19 protein-coding genes and 1 other annotated feature are annotated in these 21,917 nt (G+C 35.0%); of the genes, 6 read left to right on the top strand and 13 right to left on the bottom strand.

Annotated elements, in window-relative coordinates:
- Positions 1–62: 62 nt before the first annotated feature.
- Positions 63–321: a binding site (T-box leader), on the bottom strand.
- 131 nt (positions 322–452) lie between these two features.
- Positions 453–626 carry a hypothetical protein gene (locus NST14_RS09215; RefSeq protein ID WP_033670848.1) on the bottom strand — a complete coding sequence of 58 codons (174 nt, stop codon included), beginning with the start codon at positions 624–626 and terminating at the stop codon, positions 453–455.
- A gap of 100 nt (positions 627–726) precedes the next feature.
- Between NST14_RS09215 and NST14_RS09210 the strand changes: the two genes are divergently transcribed.
- Positions 727–861 (top strand): DUF3934 domain-containing protein, encoded by a 135-nt coding sequence (locus tag NST14_RS09210; RefSeq protein ID WP_000047591.1) that lies wholly within the window; start codon positions 727–729, stop codon positions 859–861.
- Between the two features lie 91 nt (positions 862–952).
- On the opposite strand, the gene NST14_RS09205 is transcribed toward NST14_RS09210, so the two are convergent.
- The 6 genes from NST14_RS09205 to NST14_RS09180 form a co-directional block, all read right to left on the bottom strand.
- Complete coding sequence (locus NST14_RS09205; RefSeq protein ID WP_229142979.1) at positions 953–4,147, bottom strand: SNF2 helicase associated domain-containing protein; 3,195 nt, start codon at positions 4,145–4,147, stop codon at positions 953–955.
- Between the two features lie 117 nt (positions 4,148–4,264).
- A complete protein-coding gene (locus NST14_RS09200) occupies positions 4,265–5,197 on the bottom strand; it encodes a response regulator (protein ID WP_229142978.1) in 933 nt (310 codons plus the stop codon).
- 2 nt (positions 5,198–5,199) lie between these two features.
- On the bottom strand, positions 5,200–6,498 hold the full coding sequence (locus NST14_RS09195; protein ID WP_074542897.1) for a sensor histidine kinase: 1,299 nt from the start codon (positions 6,496–6,498) through the stop codon (positions 5,200–5,202).
- A 64-nt stretch (positions 6,499–6,562) separates the two neighbouring features.
- Positions 6,563–8,275: an oxaloacetate-decarboxylating malate dehydrogenase gene (gene malS / locus NST14_RS09190; protein ID WP_002081413.1), complete on the bottom strand. Its 1,713-nt coding sequence runs from the start codon at positions 8,273–8,275 to the stop codon at positions 6,563–6,565.
- Positions 8,276–8,350: 75 nt separating this feature from the next.
- Complete coding sequence (gene aspA / locus NST14_RS09185; protein ID WP_000224205.1) at positions 8,351–9,790, bottom strand: aspartate ammonia-lyase; 1,440 nt, start codon at positions 9,788–9,790, stop codon at positions 8,351–8,353.
- A gap of 24 nt (positions 9,791–9,814) precedes the next feature.
- Entirely contained in the window at positions 9,815–11,086 is a 1,272-nt protein-coding gene (locus tag NST14_RS09180) for a cation:dicarboxylate symporter family transporter (RefSeq protein ID WP_000713289.1), read from the bottom strand.
- A gap of 376 nt (positions 11,087–11,462) precedes the next feature.
- Between NST14_RS09180 and pyrH the strand changes: the two genes are divergently transcribed.
- Positions 11,463–12,206 carry a UMP kinase gene (gene pyrH / locus NST14_RS09175; RefSeq protein ID WP_001248049.1) on the top strand — a complete coding sequence of 248 codons (744 nt, stop codon included), beginning with the start codon at positions 11,463–11,465 and terminating at the stop codon, positions 12,204–12,206.
- A gap of 54 nt (positions 12,207–12,260) precedes the next feature.
- Here the strand turns inward: pyrH and NST14_RS09170 are convergent, their stop codons facing one another.
- The 6 genes from NST14_RS09170 to NST14_RS09145 all read right to left on the bottom strand — a co-directional run bounded on the left by NST14_RS09170 (position 12,261) and on the right by NST14_RS09145 (position 18,682).
- Positions 12,261–13,472 (bottom strand): phospholipase D-like domain-containing protein, encoded by a 1,212-nt coding sequence (locus NST14_RS09170; RefSeq protein ID WP_061184836.1) that lies wholly within the window; start codon positions 13,470–13,472, stop codon positions 12,261–12,263.
- 110 nt (positions 13,473–13,582) lie between these two features.
- Entirely contained in the window at positions 13,583–14,728 is a 1,146-nt protein-coding gene (locus NST14_RS09165; protein ID WP_000651873.1) for an ABC transporter permease, read from the bottom strand.
- 1 nt (position 14,729) lies between these two features.
- Positions 14,730–15,839, bottom strand: coding sequence for an ABC transporter permease (locus NST14_RS09160; RefSeq protein ID WP_073541814.1), 1,110 nt, complete (start codon positions 15,837–15,839; stop codon positions 14,730–14,732).
- Positions 15,840–15,876: 37 nt separating this feature from the next.
- A complete protein-coding gene (locus NST14_RS09155) occupies positions 15,877–16,815 on the bottom strand; it encodes an ABC transporter ATP-binding protein (protein WP_001093819.1) in 939 nt (312 codons plus the stop codon).
- A gap of 123 nt (positions 16,816–16,938) precedes the next feature.
- Positions 16,939–18,039 (bottom strand): sensor histidine kinase, encoded by a 1,101-nt coding sequence (locus NST14_RS09150; RefSeq protein WP_061184838.1) that lies wholly within the window; start codon positions 18,037–18,039, stop codon positions 16,939–16,941.
- A gap of 4 nt (positions 18,040–18,043) precedes the next feature.
- Positions 18,044–18,682, bottom strand: a complete 639-nt coding sequence (locus NST14_RS09145; protein ID WP_000694106.1) for a response regulator transcription factor — start codon at positions 18,680–18,682, stop codon at positions 18,044–18,046.
- 283 nt (positions 18,683–18,965) lie between these two features.
- Between NST14_RS09145 and NST14_RS09140 the strand changes: the two genes are divergently transcribed.
- Genes NST14_RS09140 through exsE form a run of 4 tightly spaced genes read left to right on the top strand, consistent with a single transcriptional unit; the run spans position 18,966 to position 21,910 of the window.
- Positions 18,966–19,448, top strand: coding sequence for an RNA polymerase sigma factor (locus tag NST14_RS09140; protein WP_001195469.1), 483 nt, complete (start codon positions 18,966–18,968; stop codon positions 19,446–19,448).
- Entirely contained in the window at positions 19,445–19,888 is a 444-nt protein-coding gene (locus NST14_RS09135) for a hypothetical protein (protein WP_000972367.1), read from the top strand. The genes NST14_RS09140 and NST14_RS09135 overlap by 4 nt, the downstream gene beginning before the upstream one ends.
- A complete protein-coding gene (locus NST14_RS09130; RefSeq protein WP_001039082.1) occupies positions 19,881–20,951 on the top strand; it encodes a hypothetical protein in 1,071 nt (356 codons plus the stop codon). Before NST14_RS09135 ends, NST14_RS09130 begins: the two co-directional genes overlap by 8 nt.
- Positions 20,948–21,910 carry an exosporium protein ExsE gene (exsE, locus tag NST14_RS09125; RefSeq protein WP_001261401.1) on the top strand — a complete coding sequence of 321 codons (963 nt, stop codon included), beginning with the start codon at positions 20,948–20,950 and terminating at the stop codon, positions 21,908–21,910. Before NST14_RS09130 ends, exsE begins: the two co-directional genes overlap by 4 nt.
- Positions 21,911–21,917 lie beyond the last annotated feature (7 nt).

Here is a 21,917-nt window from a genome sequence, read left to right as displayed (position 1 = left end):
CCTCCTAAAATGTTTGGATGTTGTGAAAAGAAGCCAACAAAAAAAGCCCTTCTTTCCCAAAAAACTGGGACGAAAGGCTTTGGTTCCGCGGTACCACCCAAATTAGCAACAGAGGTTGCTCACTTATACAATACGGAGATGAAATATCTCGATACTGTTCTTCTTGTAACGGCGAAGTTCCCGGCTAAGTCTACTTTCCTATCAAGGATTTCGGTTAGCAACTCCAGGAGGTTCTTCATAATAGGCTTCGTATCAGGCTCACACCACCCCTGACTCGCTTAGACTACGTCCTACTACTACTCGTCCTTTCATAGTCGTTTTGTTGTCACATCTCTGAAACATTTTATTAATGATTATTCTATACAAAAAATAAAGAAAGTCAACAAAAAGTTTTAAAATATTTTTCAATTCTTTATTTTACGGCTTTATTGATTGTTTCCAATATACCTTCTTTACTTCTTTTGCCTAGATATTCTAAAAAACGTCTCACTAACTGAAACTAACGTATATACGACGATTAATGTAATCGTTCGAAATATAGAATCCGCAGTATTTCGTATTATTTTCATTTTCTTTGTAATTCCTTTCAGTTTACTTGCAAATTCATGATATACTATAGCATTCAAGCAGTTTGTTTTCCTTAAAGCAAACATAGTCATTTATAAAGAGTATTTTCTAAATCATTGACTATTATCAAATTAGATTTTTATATAACGGAGTGATTATATGAGTAAAACGAAAGCAAAACCGAAAAAAGGTGTAGGACAAGGTACAGGAAGTAAAGGGTGGAACCGTTGGCAATCAAGTGCAAAAAAGAAGAAAGCTGCAAAGCCATACAAAAGTAAAGGTACAAAGAAATAACATTTAGTTTCTTTACTTTGTACAAAACAAAATATAATTATTACAACGAAAAAGCTATGCCCTCATATATTTGAAGGCATAGCTTTCTTTATTAGATCATTAAAATATCTCGAATTTCTTCTTCCGTGATGGATGATAATTTCTCTTCTCCCGGCTCAATCACTTCAGCAATTAAATTTTTCTTACTCTCTTGCAGTTCATGCATTTTTTCCTCGATTGTTCCGTGAGCCACTAACTTAATAACTTGTACCGTATTTTTCTGTCCCATCCGATATGCCCGATCTGCTGCTTGTTGTTCAACAGCTGGATTCCACCATAAATCGTATAATATAACCGTATCGGCACCCGTTAAGTTAAGCCCCGTACCACCAGCTTTTAAAGAAATGAGAAATAGGTCCCCTTCCCCTTCGTTAAATCGATTACATAGCTCTACACGTTCTTGCGAAGGTGTATTTCCGTCTAAATAAAAGTATGGAATCGCTTGACGATTTAATTCACGACCAATAATGGACAGCATCTTTGTAAATTGAGAAAAGATTAAAATTCTCTTACCAGTACTTCTACATTCCTCTAGTATGTCTAACAGTTGCTCAAATTTAGCTGAACTCCCTTTATAATCATCAACGAATAAAGCGGGATGACAGCAAATTTGTCTCAATCTCGTTAAGCCAGCTAAAATTCTAATTTTATTTTTACGTAACGTGTCTTTGTCTAAATGTTTTAACGTTTCTTCTCTTAATTTCGCTAAATAAGCAGTATATAGTCTCTTTTGGTCTGGTAATAACTCCGATGACTGTAAGTGCTCTATTTTATCTGGCAGCTCCTGTAATACATCTTCTTTTAATCGTCTTAATACGAAAGGTTTTACGCGCTTCGCTATATCTTCACGCCTTAAATCACCGAACTCTTTTCTTCCTGGTAATAATTCTGGAAATACAACGTGGAAAATAGACCATAGCTCTTCTAATGAATTTTCTACAGGCGTTCCTGTTAGTCCGAAACGATATTCAGCTTGAATTGTTTTCACTGCTCTTGCAGTTTGCGTTGTCGGATTTTTAAACGCCTGTGCTTCATCAAGAAATAGCGTATGAAACGGCCTCGCATACGACCTTATATCTCTTCTTAGTAATGGATATGACGTAATTACGACATCAAATTCTGCTACATCTTTTAAAATTTTTCGCCGTTCTGTCTGATTTCCATCTGCAATAACTGCTCTAATATGTGGAGCGAATTTTTTCAATTCACTAAACCAATTATAAATAAGCGAGGACGGTGAAACGACTAATATAGGCAGCTTCTTCTCTCGAATTTCAGGCAAAACAGAATCTATATAAGCAATACTTTGCAGCGTTTTTCCAAGTCCCATATCGTCTGCTAAAATACCGCCAAAACGGTAATAGGCAAGTGTTTTCATCCATTCGAACCCGTATACTTGATACTCTCTCATTACAGCATGTAAAGTTTGTGGCACTGTAAATTTTAATTTTTTCGGGTTTTGAATGCTTTCAACTAAATCTTGAACAGACTCATCTAAACTTAAAACATTACCTTCATGAAGTCCGTTCATCCATTTTACACTCCGAATAAGCGGAACATTCACTTCTTCCCCATGTAAAAATTCTTTTCGAATACCTGATTCTTTTACAAACTGATTAATTTCATTAAACTCTTTGCTCTCTAGTGATAATAGAGAACCATTCGCTAATCGGTAATATTTACGTTTCTCCTCAAGAGCCGCTAATACACCTTTAATTTCAGCTTCTGGTATTCCTTTTATATCAAAACGAAATGATAACCAATCAATTCTTTCTTTTCTTCTCACTCTAATAAGAGGTGCGGTATCACCTTTATGAATGCGTAATTTAATTGCTGTTGTCGCGTAAATATCAACTAAACCTTTTAACGTTGGAACGATGTGATATAAAAAGTTATACTCAGCTTCTTCATTATGCATAAAGTAACCGCCTTCTGTTTTCGCAAAGGCACTTTCACTCATAATGTCTAAAATCTCTTTTTCCTTTTTCTCATCACGATTAAAAACAGAAGGTTGCCCGTCTTCTTCTAGCGGATTAATCACGACGTTTCCATAATGAAATTCAAGACCTGCTAGCAAACGATTTTTCACACGATCTAAATATAGCTTTGCTTTTAACGATGGCGTTTCAACACGATCGGATATGACTTCATCAATGCGCACTGTTCCAAGTTTCATTAATCCAGGCACAACTTTCGCTACGAAATGTTCCATCTTATTTTCAGGAATATAAAATTGATTGCTATTTGAGCGACTCATCATCTTTTGCAATTCAATAAGTCGCATACAATCTTCCATGGGTAAATGATATAATTTCCCATCGTAAAGAGCGTTGTTATACATCTCCATAACTCGAACACGATTTAGACCGTCTATATGAAGGGTAAACCCGCCATTATTCCCTTTCGTAAACTCAAAATGTAATGGCAATAACCCTTTTGAAATGTGTAATCCCTGAAACAGTTGCTCATTTTGTTTCAGCTGTACATACTCGGCTCTAGAAAGTGCAGAGAGCATATCATTCCACGAAGCTGGCGGTATAAATATCATGCTTTTATCTTGTTTCGCATGTACTTCTAGTGCATCTTCATACATTTTTTCGTTATGATATATTTTAATGAGTTGTTGTATAATCGCGTCTGTTTCTTGTTTAAAACTGTGTACATCTGGCGTATATGTAAATTCATTGGAACAATGAAAAGTCTCTCTCTTCTCCACTTTAGAAAGAAATTCTCTAATATGATTTATAAAATATGTTTTGGCAAGTTTTAACTGAATTCCAAGAAGAGCCCCACCGCTTTTCGTCGCTACCGGTGAACATATAAACGCAACATCTAATATTTCACGTGTATCAAACCGATGTTGTTTACTTTTTGGCCTCAGTGGTTTATCTGCAAACAACTGAAACATCCCGTTTGTTAATTGATCATTTCTGCTACTAATAGAGCCCATTCCACCCGTTTGCTGGTTATAATTTATTTGTATCAATACAGCTGCTACATGTTGACAGTACGTTTGGAAAGACGCTAACGAAGGACAACTACATCTCGCAACAACATCACCTTTCTTAGCTTTTTCTACCGTAACATGAAAATCCTCGTTCCCTTTTACCGTCGCCTCACAAATTTCTTTCGTTTCATCATAGTAATTCACGATTACTTTATTTGATTTATAATAAGCTTCGCCTCTTTTATATGAGGTTTCTCCACATACTTCTTTAATAATCGATTTATTTAATGTAAAACTCATTGTTTTGACACTTCCTTAATGTAAAACCATTTTCTCTTACTTAACATTTTACATGCTTCACGAGAAAATATAAAATGTTGATTTAACAAAAAAAGATGCTTATTTATAAGCACCTTTTCACTCTATCTCCATCAGTCGTTTCGCCTCAAAATACAACACTTGAATAAATTTTTTCGTATTAATTCGTATATGGCCAGAAGTCGCTACCCCATCCTTTGTCATTTCTGTCATCCGTTTTCTAACTACAGTGAAATCAAAAAACTTCGGAGCATAACTTTCAAATTTCGGATTTGAAAAGTCTGTTAGTCCAAGAGAAGCTAAATGGTTTAATGATTGATAAATTGCTCTTCTTACACGTTGTTCAGATGCTTTTCTCTCCTTCTCTATATCTGCTTCTGAAGCTAGTTCCCCTAATTTTTTTACTGTTATTTGGTAAAAGATATCTTTTAAAGCAGGAAATCCAAACTCAAATGTTTGCGCCTTTTCTTGTCCATATAAATATTCCAGCATACTAAGTAAATCTTTACTTCCGTTCTCTCCCGCAATACCGAGTTCTGATAGTAAGAAGCGTCCTGAATCTGATATCTTTTTCCCTTCTTGCACTGTTTCACTACGCATTTGCTGCTTTTCCCACTGAAACACATTATTCAATGATTTTTGAATGTCATATATAGAACGTTCCAAACGAATACGTTCTATCACTTTTCGTACAACAGATACTACTTCTATTTTGTTTAGTGGTTTTGTAATATAATATTCCACACCAAGTGTATATGCCTCACCAATGAGCTGTTTCGATTCAACTTGGGAAATCATAATAATTTTCCCAGTAAATGAAGATGCTATATGGCGAACTGTTTCAATGCCGTCTCTCATCGGCATTAGTAAATCAATAAATAAAATGTCCACTTTTTTATAATTTAACTGTTCTGCTTCAATAAACGCTCCATCTTCCGATTCTCCAATTACTTCCCCAAGATCGCCATCCTCAATAATTTGCGAAAGCATCGAACGGAAAACTTCATCATCATCTACAATATAATAAAACAAACCTATTCCCCTTCCCGCTTTAAACTGCACTCCGGTAAACAAACGATAAACTTACACCCGTTCCCATTTTCATTGTCTTCTAACCTTACTTCTCCGCCGAGCTCTGTTACCATTTCATCTATGTAAGAAAGTCCAATACCTGTGGACGGTGTTCCTGTTTGATCATACTTTGAAGTAAACCCGGGCTTAAATACTAATTTCTTATACTTTTGTGCGATACCTGGGCCATCGTCAATTACTTCAAAGATTACATTTTTTTCTCGTTTATATAACTTAATACGAATGAGGCCTCTATCTTCAATTGCTTCAACTGCATTCGCAACTAAGTTATTAAAAATTGATAGCACCGTATACACGTGATATGCAGCGTGTTCACCTTCTATATGTTTAGAAAAACGTATATCTTTCTCTAACATTTCAGCATACTTTTCATTTATTCTTACAATCATTTCTGTAAGCTCATGACCTTCTACATACTCAGCCACATTTTTATCTAATAACAGTTTAGATAATCCTGCAAAAATCCTTTGATTATCCTTTTTTATTTCGTGCACTTCTCCTGCTATTTTCAATGCTGTTTTACTGCTGGAATCATCATTCGCTTGTAAATTCCGATATAATTGATACGCTTCTTGTGTAATTAATTCTGCATTTTGTAACGTTTTTTTCAAATGAACAGATTCTACATATAAATTTGAAAGGTGCATGAACATTTTTTCATTTTCTTTTCGAACTTGTGATTCTTTTAATTTCGTTTCATATAAATTCATCATATTTAAAAAGCCAAGTGCAAAGAAGCTACGGAAAATAGCAATAATGATGAGTTTATTTACTTCAGAAATTGTTATTGTTGTACCTAGTACTAACATGTGATAAAACGCAAGTTCCGACATACTTGCAACAATTTCAATTGAAATTCCAAGACATCCAATAACAATTGGCTTCTGATGAAACTTATTCACCCTACAAAGTGAAAAAAGACTTCCATAAATAAAATAATAAAAGAACACAGGATAACGCAAATAAAATGATTCTGTCATATGAAATGAGCCTTGCATGACCCAGTCAAGGCATACGCGGAATAAGACTACACATATACCGACAAGAATACCCGCAGCAGCTGCTGGTATTCTTCTTAAAAATAGTAATAAAAAGAAGAATAACGGTGTCCCAAAGCTAACACGAAACGTATCATTAAAAGGATGAAAATTAAGCTCTCCAGCAATCGGAACAACAACCATTAATATAATTAAAAGAGATATATCTTTCTTCCATAATTGATTCCAATTCAAAGGTGCCACTTCCTATACTCTTTTTTCAGTAATAAAAGTGAAAGCCCGCTTATATTATAAACGGGCTTTATTTCTATATTCTAACCTTTTCTACCGCTTTTATTTGGCGATACTCAGGCTCCCAGATTGCTTCTTTCACTGCAATCTTGATATCGTTATCACTTAAGTTCTCTCTCGCAACACCTTCCGCAACGGCAACTTTCGCTACTTCAATTGCTACCATTTCCGAGATATTACGTAGCTCTTCAACTTCTGGCAAAATAGGTGCTCCTGGCTGACTTGTATCAACCATACTTGCAACTGCTTCAGCTGCTGCTGCGAACATTCCATCCGTCATAACGCTTGCACGTACGACAATTGTACCAAGACCAAGTCCTGGGAAAATAAGTGCATTATTTGATTGTCCAATCACATACGTTACACCGTTATATGTAACTGGTTCAAATGGACTTCCTGTTGCAACTAATGCTCTCCCTTCTGTCCACTCGATTAAATCGGCTGGTTTTGCTTCAGCAAGTGGCGTCGGATTCGACATCGGTAAAATGATTGGTCTTTCTACGTGAGAAGCCATTTCTTTAATAATTTCTTCTTTAAATGCACCAGCAACGGTTGATGTACCGATTAAAATTGTCGGTTTCACATGTTTCACAACTTCAGCAAGTCCAATCACACCATTTTGTTTCCACTCACTTACTTCCGCTTCTTTTCTTGCATACGGAATTTGGAAATCAAGAAGATCTTCCATATTATCTGTAACTAATCCGTTACGATCTATACACCAGAAACGCTTATATGATTCTTCTTCTGATACGCCTACGCGGACCATCGCATCTCTAACTTGATCTGCGATACCGATTCCAGCCGTACCAGCACCAAACACAACAACGCGGTGTTCACTTAGCGGTACACCAGAAGCTTTCACTGCAGATAATACAGCAGCAAGTGAAACTGCACCTGTTCCTTGAATATCATCATTAAACGTACAAATATCATGACGATATTTATCTAAAATTTTTCGTGCATTTCGAGAACTAAAGTCTTCCCAATGTAAAAGCGCTTTCGGGAATTGCTTATTTACCGCTTGTACAAATGTATCAATAAATTCATCGTAAGCTTCACCTGTTATACGAGGGTGACGATTTCCAATATAAAATGGATTGTCTAATAATTCTTCACGATTTGTACCTACGTCTAAAATTACCGGTAATACGCGGCTAGGATCGATTCCAACTGCCGCTGTATAAACAGCTAATTTTCCGATTGCGATGTTAATACCACCAACGCCCCAGTCACCAATTCCAAGTATGCCTTCTCCATCTGTAACAACGACTAAATCAATATTTTCTGCTGTTGCACCGATATTGGCGAATGCTTCTTCAATACCTGACGGATCGTTAATTGATAAATACACACCACGTGGTTTACGATATTCATGACTATATCTTTGAATCGCTACACCAACAGTTGGTGTATATACGATTGGTAACATTTCGCGTAAATGATCTGTTAAAATACGATAAAATAATACTTCATTTCGATCATGTAACGCTGTTAAGTATACATTCTTTAATAAATCATCCGGCTGAGAACAAAATTGTTCGTATGCTCGGCGCGCTTGTTCTTCTAACGTTAAAACTGCTGGCGGTAATAACCCTTTTAAACCTAATTCTTCTCTTTCTTCTTGCGTGAAAGCAACCCCTTTATTTAAAAGTGGTGTTGATAATACTTCTACTCCTCTTAATGTTGTTTCTAATGAACCATTAGAAGCTACTGTAAACTTACTCATAACATCCCTACCTCTATTCATATATAGCATTTCTATATTGTAAACAAAAAAGAGGGGCTTGTCCCCCCTCTTCTTTTAGTTTTTCTTTAAAAGAGTTGCTCCTGCAATCCCTGGGTGCGTCATTTCGAATGGATCTAGAATTAACTCTAAGTCTTCTTGTGACAGTACACCATTTTTCACACAAAGTTCTCGAACGGATTGCCCTGTCGCGATTGCTTCTTTCGCAACGCGAGCTGCTGCTTCATAACCGATATGAGGGTTCACGGCTGTAATAATTCCTACACTCTTCTCAACATACTCTTTTAAGCGATCTTCATTCGCTTCAATTCCTTTTAAGCAATTATCTGTAAAGGCACGGAAACCGTTATTCATAATGCTAATTGATTGTAGTAAGTTGAAAACAAGTACTGGTTCCATCACGTTTAATTCTAATTGACCTGCTTCTGAAGCAAGGCAAATTGTATGATCGTTACCAATTACTTGGAACGCAATTTGATTAATTACTTCTGGCATAACAGGGTTTACTTTCCCTGGCATAATAGATGAACCTGGTTGACGAGCCGGTAACATAATTTCTGCTAAACCAACACGTGGACCTGATGCCATTAAGCGAAGGTCATTCGCAATTTTAGACATATTCATCATACATACTTTAAGTGCTGCAGATACTTCTGTGTATGCATCTGTATTTTGCGTTGCATCTACTAAGTCTTCTGCACCAACTAGTGGTAGTTCACTAATTGCAGCTAAATGTTTTACAACTGCTTCAATATATTCTGGGTCTGCATTTAAGCCTGTACCAACTGCAGTTGCTCCCATGTTCACTTCATATAAGTGTTGACGTGATTGCTGAATTCGTTTCATATCACGTTCAAGTACACGAGAGTAAGCTTTAAATTCTTGTCCAAGGCGAATTGGCACAGCGTCTTGTAAATGTGTACGACCCATTTTAATCACATGATCGAACTGTTCTGCTTTTAATTCAAATACATCGTGCATATAACCCATCGTTTGTAATAAACCTTCTAATGCGTTTAATGTAGCGATATGAATCGCCGTTGGGAATGCATCGTTTGTTGATTGCGCCATGTTTACATGACTATTTGGACTAATATAATGATAGTCTCCCTTTTCCATTCCTAATAATTCAAGAGCACGATTGGCAATGACTTCATTGGCATTCATGTTCATTGAAGTACCTGCTCCGCCTTGGATTGGATCTACGATAAAATGATCATGCCATTTTCCATCGAGAATTTCTTGAGCAGCTTCTGCGATCGCGCCGCCCTTGTTCAATTCCAATCTTCCTACATCTGTATTGGCAAGCGCTGCAGCTTTTTTTACAACTGCGAACGCTCTAATTAAACCTTCATGGATTTTGTATCCTGTAATTGGGAAGTTTTCAACTGCACGCATTGTTTGTACGCCGTAGTATGCATAGTTTGGTACTTCTTTTTCACCTAAAAAATCTTTTTCAATTCGAACACCATTTTTAACTTCAGTTAATGTTGCCATGATTATTCACTCCTTAACGATTTCTTATGCTGCTTTTGTTTCTTTGACTGTTTCTACATATTGTTTTGCTTTCTCATTATCGAATTCGCCTTCCCACTTCGACATAACAATGGCCGCTAATGCATTTCCTAATACATTGACAGATGAGCGAATCATATCTAAAATGCGGTCAATTCCCGCAATTAACGCGATACCTTCTAGTGGTAACCCCATTGAACCTAACGTTGCTAATACAACAACGAACGATGCACCTGGAACTCCCGCCATACCTTTGGATGTTAACATGAGAACGAATAATAACGTTATTTGCTCTGTCAGTGACATGTGCACACCGTACATTTGTGCAACAAATAATGCCGCTAACGCTTGATAAATAGCCGATCCAGTCAAGTTAAATGTATAACCTGTCGGAATTACGAAAGAGGCAACTGCCTTTGGACAACCGAACTCTTCCATTTTTCTCATTATATTAGGTAAAACAGCTTCTGAACTTGCTGTCGTAAATGAAAGAATAAGTTCTTCTTTTAAAATTTTCATTAATGTAAAAATGTTTACGCCAACCATTCTTGCATTAATACCTAATACAATCACAACGAATAGTATAACAGTTACGTATACAGCTAGCACTAGTTTTCCTAAAGGAAGTAGTGTTGCTACACCAAATTTTGCAACCGTAACCGCAATTAATGCGAATACACCAAATGGTGCAAATTTCATAACTTGATTTGTAACCCAAAACATCGCTTCGAGTACACCTTCAAAGAAGTTAAAAACAGGCTTTCCTTTTTCCCCAATTGCTGCGACTCCTAAACCGAATAATACTGAGAAGAAAATAATCGGTAATAAGTCACCTTGTGCAATCGATTCAAATACGTTTTTCGGTACGATATGAACAATCGTCTCAGCGAATCCTTGCTTCTCTGTAGCATCTGCTGTTTGTTTATAAGAAGAAATATCACTTTGCTGTAAGTTATTCATATCAACGCCAGTACCCGGCTGGAATATATTTGCCGCAAGTAATCCCATTAAAATAGCAATCGTCGTAATAATTTCGAAATAAAGAATGGTCTTCCCGCCCAGTTTCCCAAGCTTCTTCATATCGCCTACACCAGCTACCGCAACAATTAATGCTGAAATAACAATCGGTACTACAATCATTTTAATTAAGTGAATAAATATATCCCCAATTGGTGTAATATAAGAAATCGCCGTTTTATTGCCATAAAAGACTGCCCCTACTACAATCCCTAAAACAAGCGCGACAAAAATTTGTGTTGCCAATCCGAATTTTTTCATTTATGTTCATCCCCTTCATGCGAACGCTTTCAATTTGAATTTATAAAAGCTACTCACACATCTTATAAGCGAACCTACAAAATCATACAAAAACCTACAAGTTCGTCACAAAAAATTCAAATATTTTTCTTCTTTTTTTCATTGACACCATTTTGTTAAAAAACGATAAAATAAACTTGATAAGTAATCAGATTATTTCGTATAATCAAAAAGATATATACTTAAAACAACTCAAAATGAAAAGGAGTGGATGATATGAAAAATTATGTGCAAAAATTCGTTCTATCTTCTTCTTTTCTTTTTCATTTTCTTAAAAAGGAACAAAGGCATTCGCCTTTGTTCCTTTTTTATTTCAATCTATATAGGGGGAATTGTTATGAGACCATATAAACGTGTCTTAATTAAATTAAGCGGCGGTGCACTTGCCGATCAAACTGGAAATAGCTTTAACTCCAAACGATTAGAACATATCGCAAACGAAATTTTATCCATTGTTGATTTAGGTATCGAAGTATCCATCGTCATCGGTGGCGGTAACATTTTTAGAGGTCATCTAGCTGAAGAATGGGGAATCGATCGTGTAGAAGCTGACAATATCGGGACGTTAGGTACAATCATTAACAGCTTAATGCTACGCGGCGTTTTAACAAGTAAAACAAATAAAGAAGTGCGCGTTATGACCTCCATCCCGTTTAATGCTGTAGCTGAACCATACATTCGCCTACGTGCAGTCCACCATTTAGATAACGGGTATATCGTTATTTTTGGAGGTGGTAACGGGCAACCATTTGTTACGACAGATTATCCAAGTGTTCAAAGGGCCATTGAAATGAATAGTGACGCAATATTAGTCGCAAAACAAGGAGTAGATGGCGTCTTTACTAGTGATCCAAAACATAATAAAGCAGCAAAAATGTACAAAAAACTAAACTATAACGATATAGTTAGGCAAAACATACAAGTAATGGATCAAGCCGCTTTACTACTTGCCCGTGATTATAATTTACCAGCACACGTCTTTAACTTTGATGAGCCTGGAGTAATGAAAAGAATTTGTTTAGGTGAGCATGTGGGGACGTTAATTAATGACGATGCTTCATTGCTTGTGCATGAAAAATAATTATTTCCCATCAAAAAAGGGCGTCTTTTCTAGACACCCTTTCTTCCTTTATCATCACAAATAAAAATCAATCCATCCCGCAAATTTCTCCTTACAACGCTCCCAAAAAGATAACTTCTCAAAAAACTCTTTCGTCATTTCTTTTGAATCATGAAAATCTTGGGCTAATGCTTCGTTCACTTCTGATACAATAGTTCCACCATGAATATACAAGTTCATTTCATCATTTATATTGAAGCTACGCGAAGTAAAGTTTGTTGTGCCAATAACGGTTAATTCATTATCAATAAGCATTAACTTCCCATGAAACATTCCTTTTTTATACCCATATACAGTAATACCATTATTAATAGCTTGACGTATATATGGATACGCTGCTTCTTTTATAAGAGGTAGATCTGGTTTATATGACCAAAGTATTTTTACTGTAACACCACGCTTTTGTGCTGCAATTAAAGCATTCATTGATTCTTTATTTTTCGCTATAAAATACGGCGTTGCAATTACAATTGAGTGCTGAGCTTGTTTTATTAGCTCTATATATTTTTTAGCAACGTAATGTCCATTGTAACTGACCATAGTATGCAATGTATTCCCTTTACTAGCCTTATTTGTGCTCCTCTTTATATCCTCTTTCGTATCTCGTTTCCAATCTAAAGCAAATTGTTCCTCTAAATCTTTTGCTCCTTCTCCTTTAAGCCGCACATGATAATCACGCCAATATCCAAATCGCTTATCTTTTCCTAAGTACTCATCTCCTATATTAAAACCACCTGTATATCCAATCTCCCCATCAATTGTCGTAATACGGCGATGATTACGATGGTGAAGTGAATAAAATCCGAATGGTAATTCAGGTTTTCTACTATACGTAAAATGAACACCACTTTCCCGCAATTCATTTATCATCTCTCTTTCAAATGATAAATCATTAATGCGATCCACTGATAAATAGACGTTTATTCCTTCTTTTGCCTTCTCTTTTAATAAATTTAAAAAAGTATGGCTACTTTTATCATCCGACAAAATAAAAAAATACGTGTAAATAGATTGCTTTGCTTCTCTTATGTCAGTAAATAGCTGTTTATAAAACGACTTCCCTTCTACGTATAATTGAAAATCACTATAGTGAGGGGCATACTCTGTCGGCATATTTTTGCCAGCTTCCATTTTCCTTCCTAAGGTAACGTCAATATGCATCCAAATTAAAATAAAAACGAAAATAGCAATAATAATAGAAGTAACTCGCAATATTTTTTTAATCATTTTAATTTCCTTCCGCTCGTTTTCTTTCCTCCTTTCTATTTTGTCATTCAAATTTAGATTTCATGCTTTATACAAAAAAGGATGTCACTTTACATCACACCCTTTTTGTATTAAACAAAGTTTCTCGCATCATTATTTCTTCCAAATTTATAAATGGCAATTAAGAAGAACGCAATCGCAAAAGCGAATAAAATTAATATGTTTAAATACAACTCAGAGAATGGAATTCCTTGTTGTAATTTTGCTATCGTATCTAATAACCAACGCTGCGGAAGAAAATTAGCTACTTTTTGTACTGCATTTGGCATAATGTCGTACGGGAAATAACATCCAGCAAGCAAACATGTTGGTACTATCACTAAATTTTGCATTGCATTTGAAGCAGCTGAACTTTTTGAAAAAGACACAATGACTAATGATAAACCAATTGCAATTAAAGCGAATATCATAAGCACACCAATCATTACTATGAAAGGCATATTAATATTTGTATGAAAAACATTCGTCAGAAATAGTACTGCAATGACAATTTGCAATGTTAATATCATCATATTTACTGCCACATTGGACAATATAAATTTCTTTCCATCAATTGGTGTTGATAATAATCTAAAGTACGTTCTATTCTCTTTTTCTTTTAAAATAAATCCTGATAAGTTCACTGCTGAAAACAACATAAACATAATAAGATAACCCATCGTTTGATTTGTCATATCTTTATTTTTCGAAGTATCTTCTAGCGTCTCCGTTTTCATTTTAAATGAACTTTTTTGATACCCTGCGTACATCTTATCAAATGCACTTTGATCTGTTCCTGCTACTTTACTAATAGCTGCTACATTATCAATATAATTGTATAAATATGATTTTATAAATCCTGTTACTTGATCACCTTTAATCGATGCAATTTCAATATGATCTGGTTTCCCTTCTCGAACGCTTTTTGAAAAACCAGAAGCTAATGTAATAACTCCATCAAGTTTTTTAGAAGTGAGTTTATCTTCTATTTCAGACTCCTTAACCTTACTCACATTCACATGATTTAATCCTTCTAAAAACTTTATCGTATCGTTTGCTATCGGCTCATTTTCTTTATTTACAATCCCGATATTTAACGTTCCTTGCCCTGCATTTCCGTATATCGAAAAAGAGATGAGCGTCCCGATTATTGGCAAACTAATAATAATCAATAACCCTTTTTTATTTTTCAAAAGTACAGATAACGTTTTTTGTATGAGCCATAAAATATCCTTCATACTATAGCCCCTCCCGTCTACGTAATGCAATAATTGCAATTAATAAAAAGAGTGCTGATATTCCAATATTTAAAGAAATGACTGGTAGTGCTGCCCCTACATCATTCGCATAAATAATTTTCATAACAGCTGTATTTGCCCACGTTAATGGTGATAAATTCGTAACGAAATTTTCTTCTATTACGAAATATGCACCGCCAAAAATAGAAGCTAGTTGCACTACCACCATAATAATTGCTCTAGACGATTCAGGTGTTTTTGTAATATATCCAATCCCTAAACCGAAGCTAATTGCTAGAAAGACTTCTGTTAATAAAATAAGAAATATGATTCCAAGGTGATCTCCCCAATTCGCTTGAAAGACAAATTTACTAAATAACATAACGAGTAATATGCACAGGGCATTTGCTACTAGACTACCAAGCACTTTCCCAATGAAGATTTCAGCCTTACTTATAGGTGCAGCAATAAGGCGATCTCCTGTTTTACGTATTCGTTCGCCTCGAATTAGAAAACTTGCTCCCATCGCAGCATACAGCGCAATCATCGTCGTCATTACAACCGCATAGTAATCCATAGAACCCGGTTTATTCGCAGCTTGTAAAGATGTTTCTTTTATATAATCATTATGATTTCCATTTGAAATAACTGCGCTCACCTTACTAGGATCAACTTTTGCAACTTCGGCTGCTACATTGTACTTATCAACAAATGTTGTAAGCATGCCTTCCACAATACTTCCCTCAATACTACTTTTGTCACTTCCGTAAGTTTTTGCACCATCTTTATTTAATTCTACATAAGCAGCATATTTATTTTGCTTCACTGCTTCCTTCCCATCTATACCTTCAGAAGCTTTTTTAAAATGAATCCCCGATTTATCAACTTCTTTCGCAAATGCTTCAAATGCTTGAGAAAACGTGCTACTCGCTTCATCTTTATATAGCACCCGTATATCTTTAATTGAATGACTATCACTATTAAACGCATTACTTAATGCTGTACCTAACACAAGCATAAGCACAATCGGAAAAGCTAACATAAAAACTAAAGTTCTTACGTCTCTGAAATCTCTTTTCATATGCATAATTGCAATATTGAAGATGTTCAATTGATGAACCTCCCTTTACCTTTTCTTCATTTACTCTTTATTTATCTCGTAAATTTCTTCCAGTTAACGTAAGGAATACCGTTTCTAAGTTAGGAGCCTGCTCCTCTAACGAACGGATTTCAATGTCATGGTTGATGAAGTGCTGAACAATTTTATTTAAATTATTTAATCCTGCATCAGAATTTACTTTAATTACGTTCTCTTCAATTTGAACAGCTTTCACACCGTTTATCTCTTTTAATTTTTCTACATCTAAATTCTCTACCGATTTCACTTCAATCCAAATATCTTTCGTATCAGTAATAATCGCTTTTAACTGCTCTTTCGTTCCTTCTGCAATCACTTTACCGTGATCTACTATCGCTATTTTCGTACAAATCTCTTCTACCTCTTCCATATAGTGACTCGTATAAATAATCGTACTTCCCATTTCGTTTAATTTCCGAACAGACTGCAGGATATAATTTCTTGACTGTGGATCAATTCCAACTGTCGGCTCATCCATAATAATTAACTTCGGTCTATGAGCAATTGCACAAGCGATATTCAGTCTTCGCTTCATCCCACCAGAAAAGTTCTTTGGATAGCTTTTCTGTTTATCACTAAGTCCTACAAATTGAAGAGCTTCCTCGACCCTAGCTTTTAATTCAGCTCCTCGTAATCCGTACAATCCAGCAAAGAATTTCACATTTTCATAAGCTGTTAACTCTTCATAAATTGCAATATCTTGCGGAACGATACCGATATTCATCTTCGCAAATCGATTATGTTTCTTTATATTTTTTCCTAGTATGCTAATTTCACCTTCATTACTTCTTAACAAACCAGCAATCATGTTGATTGTCGTACTCTTACCAGCACCATTCGATCCTAAAAAGCCAAATATTTCTCCTTCTTTAATAGATAAAGACATATTATCAACTGCGATGAAATCACCAAATTTTTTCGTTAAATTTTTAATTTCTAAAGTATTCATCGTTTCACCCCTATTTCGGTTTCTCTGCTTTTAGTATAAACAAAAAGAATGAACCTGCTCAGTGCAGAAGTTCATTCTTTTCACATGAGATTATTCACTTTTTTCATATGAGATGATTCATCCTCATATCGGTAGCAACATTGTTACTGAAAAACCACTTGTTCCATCTACAATAATTTTACCATTTACAGACGCCGTTCGTTCCTCCATCCCCATAATCCCGAGACCTTTTTTAACAAGTGTTGCACCTTTTCCATTATCCTTCACTTGCACTTTCACCATCTTGTTAAGTACATGAATATCGATTGAAATGACTGTCGCATCAGCATATTTCATCGCATTTGTTAATGCCTCTGTAACATTTTCACCGATAATCTTCCACTGAATCGGTGAAATCATATCTAAATTCCCTTTATATACGAAAGGAATATTTATATCATGCTTGCCGGCAAATTCCTCTATGAATAATTTCATACGATGAATGCCAATTTGCTCAGTTGGTGGCTTCATATTTTTTAATGTAATCCGAATGCTTTCAATACCATCTTTTGAAATATGTATTGCATTTTGTAATAACTCAGCTGATTTTTCTTTATCTATCTCCATTAACCTCTTTGCTGCTTCCATTTGAATGAGTGCCCCTGTCATCGAGTGGCCAATTTTATCATGAATTTCCTGTGATAACCGGTTTCTCTCTTCTAACTTAAATGTGTACTCTGATTGTCTTATATACTCTTTATTTTCATTTAAGCTTTTCGTCAGCCGCTGCATATCTTTTCGCATCTGATCATTTTGTGATTCAAGCTTTAATACGCGCGATATATACCGTTCTGCCATAGTTAATACGAGAAAGGAAAATGCAACAATTAATCCATATGTCATTCTAATACTTTCATTTGTAAAGATAATAGGAATCATCATAATGATAAATAGCTGCCATTTCTTCTCTATATAACGGAATATAACTTCATATGAGTTCAGTGGTAAAAACAATATAAAGAACGAATGAATCTTCCATGTAAATAACATAACTAAGCCAATCGATACAGAAGTTAATATGTTTTTGTACGTATCTTTTTTACATATAGAAATCAGCACGTTTACAGAAAGATATAAAAGCAAAGTAAGTATAATCCATGGTAAGTTCGCAACATTTAAATACATGTAACTAAACACAATATATATAAAGACAATTAATTTACTTACAATTAACCAAAATTCCATATCTTTAATCTACTTTCCCTGTTAAATAATAAATCGCGATTTGTGTACGATGTTCCAGTCCAGTTTTCCCTAAAACTGACGTAATATAATTTGCAATTGTTCCTTCTGATATGAAAAGTTGCTTCGAGATTTCTTTATTCGAAAAGCCTTTTGCAATTAATGCGATAATACTCAGCTCTCTTTCAGTAAAAAGACTTTTATCTATTTTACATTCTTCCTCTTTACTTTCCATTAAATTAGACTTAATTTTATCGAGAACTACATCTTGCATAACGGTTTGACCGTTATATACTCCTTTAATCGCATCTCGAATACGCTCTGGATCATTATTTTTTAATAAATAACCTTTTGCTCCGTTTTTTACTGCATCCAAAATATATTCATCGTCATCAAACGTCGTTAAAATAAGCGGCTTCGTTTTCGTCTCTTCACAAATGAATTTCGTCGCCTCTACCCCGTTCATATTTGGCATGCGAACATCTAATAGAGCGATATCAACGTCGTTCTTTTTGCAATATTCCACTGCTTCTTTCCCATCATTTACTGTATCTACTACTTCGAACTCTTCATATGTATTTAAAATAATTTTCATACCTTCTCTTATAAAAGAGTTATCATCTGCTATTAATATTTTAATTTTCATGTTTGTTAGTATGGATCTTCCCCTACTAACATTCACATCCTTTCTTCCCGTAACATTTCTTACTTGCTCATTATATACTTCTCTTTACCATTTTTTCACACCTTTTTTCATCTAGCCCCCTTCCTAAAAATATATTATTCTTTTTTTACAACATGTGTAGGGTGACTTATCGTTCTTTACGTCTATATAATAGAATGCGTCAAAAAGGAGGGAGAGACCCATTGAGGAAAAACAATTAATTGAAAAAGCACAGCAAGGAAGCGAACATGCTTTTCGTATCCTTGTGCAAACATATCGTCATTATATTTTTCAAGTTATCTTTTCTATTTTAAGACATGAAGAAGATGCGAAAGATGTTACACAAGAAGTATTCGTAAAAATTCACGCCTCTCTCCCAAATTATCAATTTCGCGGATTAAAAACGTGGATGGCGCGTATTGCCACCAATCACGCTATTGATTATAAGAGAAAGAAAGCTAGAGAAAACGAAGAACTCTCTTTATGTAAAGAAACTGAGGAAAATATAAAATCCTCTCATAATATTGAGGCTTTATTATTGACGAAAGAGCAGAAATTACTCATTGCTCAAAAACTGAGAGAACTTCCCGATAATTACCGTGACGTCGTTCTCGCACATTACTTAGAAGAAAAAAGCTATCAAGAAATTGCTTTACAGGAAAACATCGAAGTGAAAACAGTCGAAATGAAACTGTATCGGGCAAGAAAGTGGATTAAAAAACATTGGAAGGAGGAAGAGTTTCTATGATGCATTATTCAAAAGAAGATTGGCGCAATTATACATTAAATGTTATAGAAAGCAATGAACGTGAATCTATGGAAGAACATCTTTATGAATGTGATCATTGTTTAGCACTTTATATGGAAAGTATTGATGAACAACAGGAAAACCTTCCAATGATAAATGATGATTCATTTACGAACGAAGTTATGACGCAAATTAATTTTGAAACGCTACAACCTAATGAAAATATAAAAACAAACTCACTAAAGCGCACCATCGTTCACTACATAATTGCGACTGCGGCTACAATTATTTTTATGGTAAGTGGTTTATTCCAATATATTTTCACAGCGACATCAAATTTCGAGAAATCTTCAAAACATAACGAGTCTTCTATCTCACAACAAATTGTAAACAAATCGGTAGACACATCAAAAAAGGACGGAGGTTCAAAGCATGAATAAAAATCCCTTTTTAGCACTTGTATTAGGGCTAATTCCTGGGCTTGGACATTTATATTTAAAGAAGTTTGGACGGTTTATTTTATATGGTGGAGGAGCTTTATTACTATTTTCCATTGCAGTTTTTTGCGTAGTAGAATTAATAGCGCGCGAACTTGCTTTTCTTTCTCTATTTTTACTAGCCGTGTTATGGGTGGTCAACTTACTAGATTTAGTTATCACAATTATTAACCAATCGAAAAAACAAGCAACCGGAGAATTGACAGAGTCCTCTAAAGAGAGCGAACGATTTTATATCATTCTTCTTTCCATCATCCCTGGACTTGGTCATTTTCAATTAGGACTTATGCAACGTGGCCTTACATTTTTAGTAGCTTGTACAGGAATCGGAAGTATGATCATTTTCGTTGCTCTTTTAACATCTCAAGAAAGTTTTCTTATCTTTCTCGTGACGTTACCTGTTTTATGGATTTATAATTTCTTCGATGTTGTTCAGCAACTCCAGAAAAAAGAACGTGGTGAGCAATTAATTGATCGTACCATTTTCGAAGATTTTGAAGAGCACCGTGAACAAGGAAAAAAAAGTAAAACTTTCGCTTCTATTTTAGCGATGTTTCCTGGAGCAGGACATATGTATTTAGGCTTACAGCGCCGTGGTCTTCAGCTTATGGCAGCCTTTTTACTTTCAATATATTTGCTCGATTTATTAAGACTTTCAGCGTTTTTATTTTTAGTACCCATCATTTGGTTCTATAGCTTTTTTGACGCTTTACAACAAACTGCAAAGTATGGGAAAGAACGTGTAAATGACGAACCTATCATTGATTATTTTATCAATCATCAAAGATGGATCGGTATCGGGTTAATTGCACTCGGTGGTTATTATTTATTAGATCAAACAGTCCTTCCTATTTTGAATGATTACTTCGCAAGTATATTTAACATTCATCTTAGCGAGCTGTATTATCGCTATTTCCAAACATCTATCGTTGCACTCCTCTTAATTGGTGGCGGCTTTAAATTATTACTTGGAAATAAAGAAAATAAAGGTGGTACAAAAGAATGAGAACATGGCGCGTTGGAACATTTTCAATGGGGCTTTCTATTATTGCATTAGGTTGCTTCTTACTATTTTCAGTTATAAAAGGTACTGAGGTATTAGATTCCTTAACCGCATGGTGGCCTGTTTTACTTATTATACTTGGCGTGGAAATTTTACTTTACCTACTATTTTCTAAGAAGGAACAATCATTTATTAAATATGATATTTTTAGTATTTTCTTTATCGGTGTTTTAGGAAGTGTTGGCATTGCTTTTTACTGTTTATTATCAACTGGATTGCTAGAAGAAGTTCGCTACGCCATTCATACAACTAGACAAACGAACACGATTCCAGAAAGCAAACTTAGCATTCCTGAATCTATCAATAAAATTGTCGTAGATGCAGGTACAGACAACCATCCTCTAACGATAGACGGAAGAAACTCAAATGAAGTTAGCCTTCTTGGAACATATGAAATGACAACAAAAGGAAATGAAAAACCAAATTTAAAACAAGAAGATTTTCTTTCAGTTCAAACGACCGGAGAAACAATGTATATAACATTAAAGTCGTTACCGTTTCATCAAAGACTGTTTGGTCATGAACCACGCGTAAAGCCGACACTTGTACTACCGCAAACGAAACATGTAGAAATTCGTGCTTCTAATCGCGATCTTTCTCTTTATCCAGGTCAATTACAAAACAATTGGTTTGTACAAGAAAGCTCAGGTGTATCTGTTCATTTAATAAAAGAAAGTGACATCTCTCTAACAGCAGTAACAAACCAAAAAGAAGCTATCGGAAATACACCTTGGGAACAAGTAGAAAATTTAACGAAAAAAGAAAATAATTCTTCAGAAGAAAATCCAGAATTCAACGGGCAAGAACATTGGTATAAAAATTCGATTAAAACTGGAAATGGAACGTACAAGTTAAATATTGAGAAAGCTTACAATTTAAATATGAGCGTTATTGAAAAATAAAAAAACC

The sequence above is a fragment of the Bacillus sp. FSL W8-0519 genome (assembly GCF_038005585.1).
Lineage (GTDB): Bacteria > Bacillota > Bacilli > Bacillales > Bacillaceae_G > Bacillus_A > Bacillus_A paranthracis.
The sequence above is the reverse complement of the archived record's forward strand: the minus strand, read 5'-3'. Positions and strand labels throughout refer to the sequence as shown.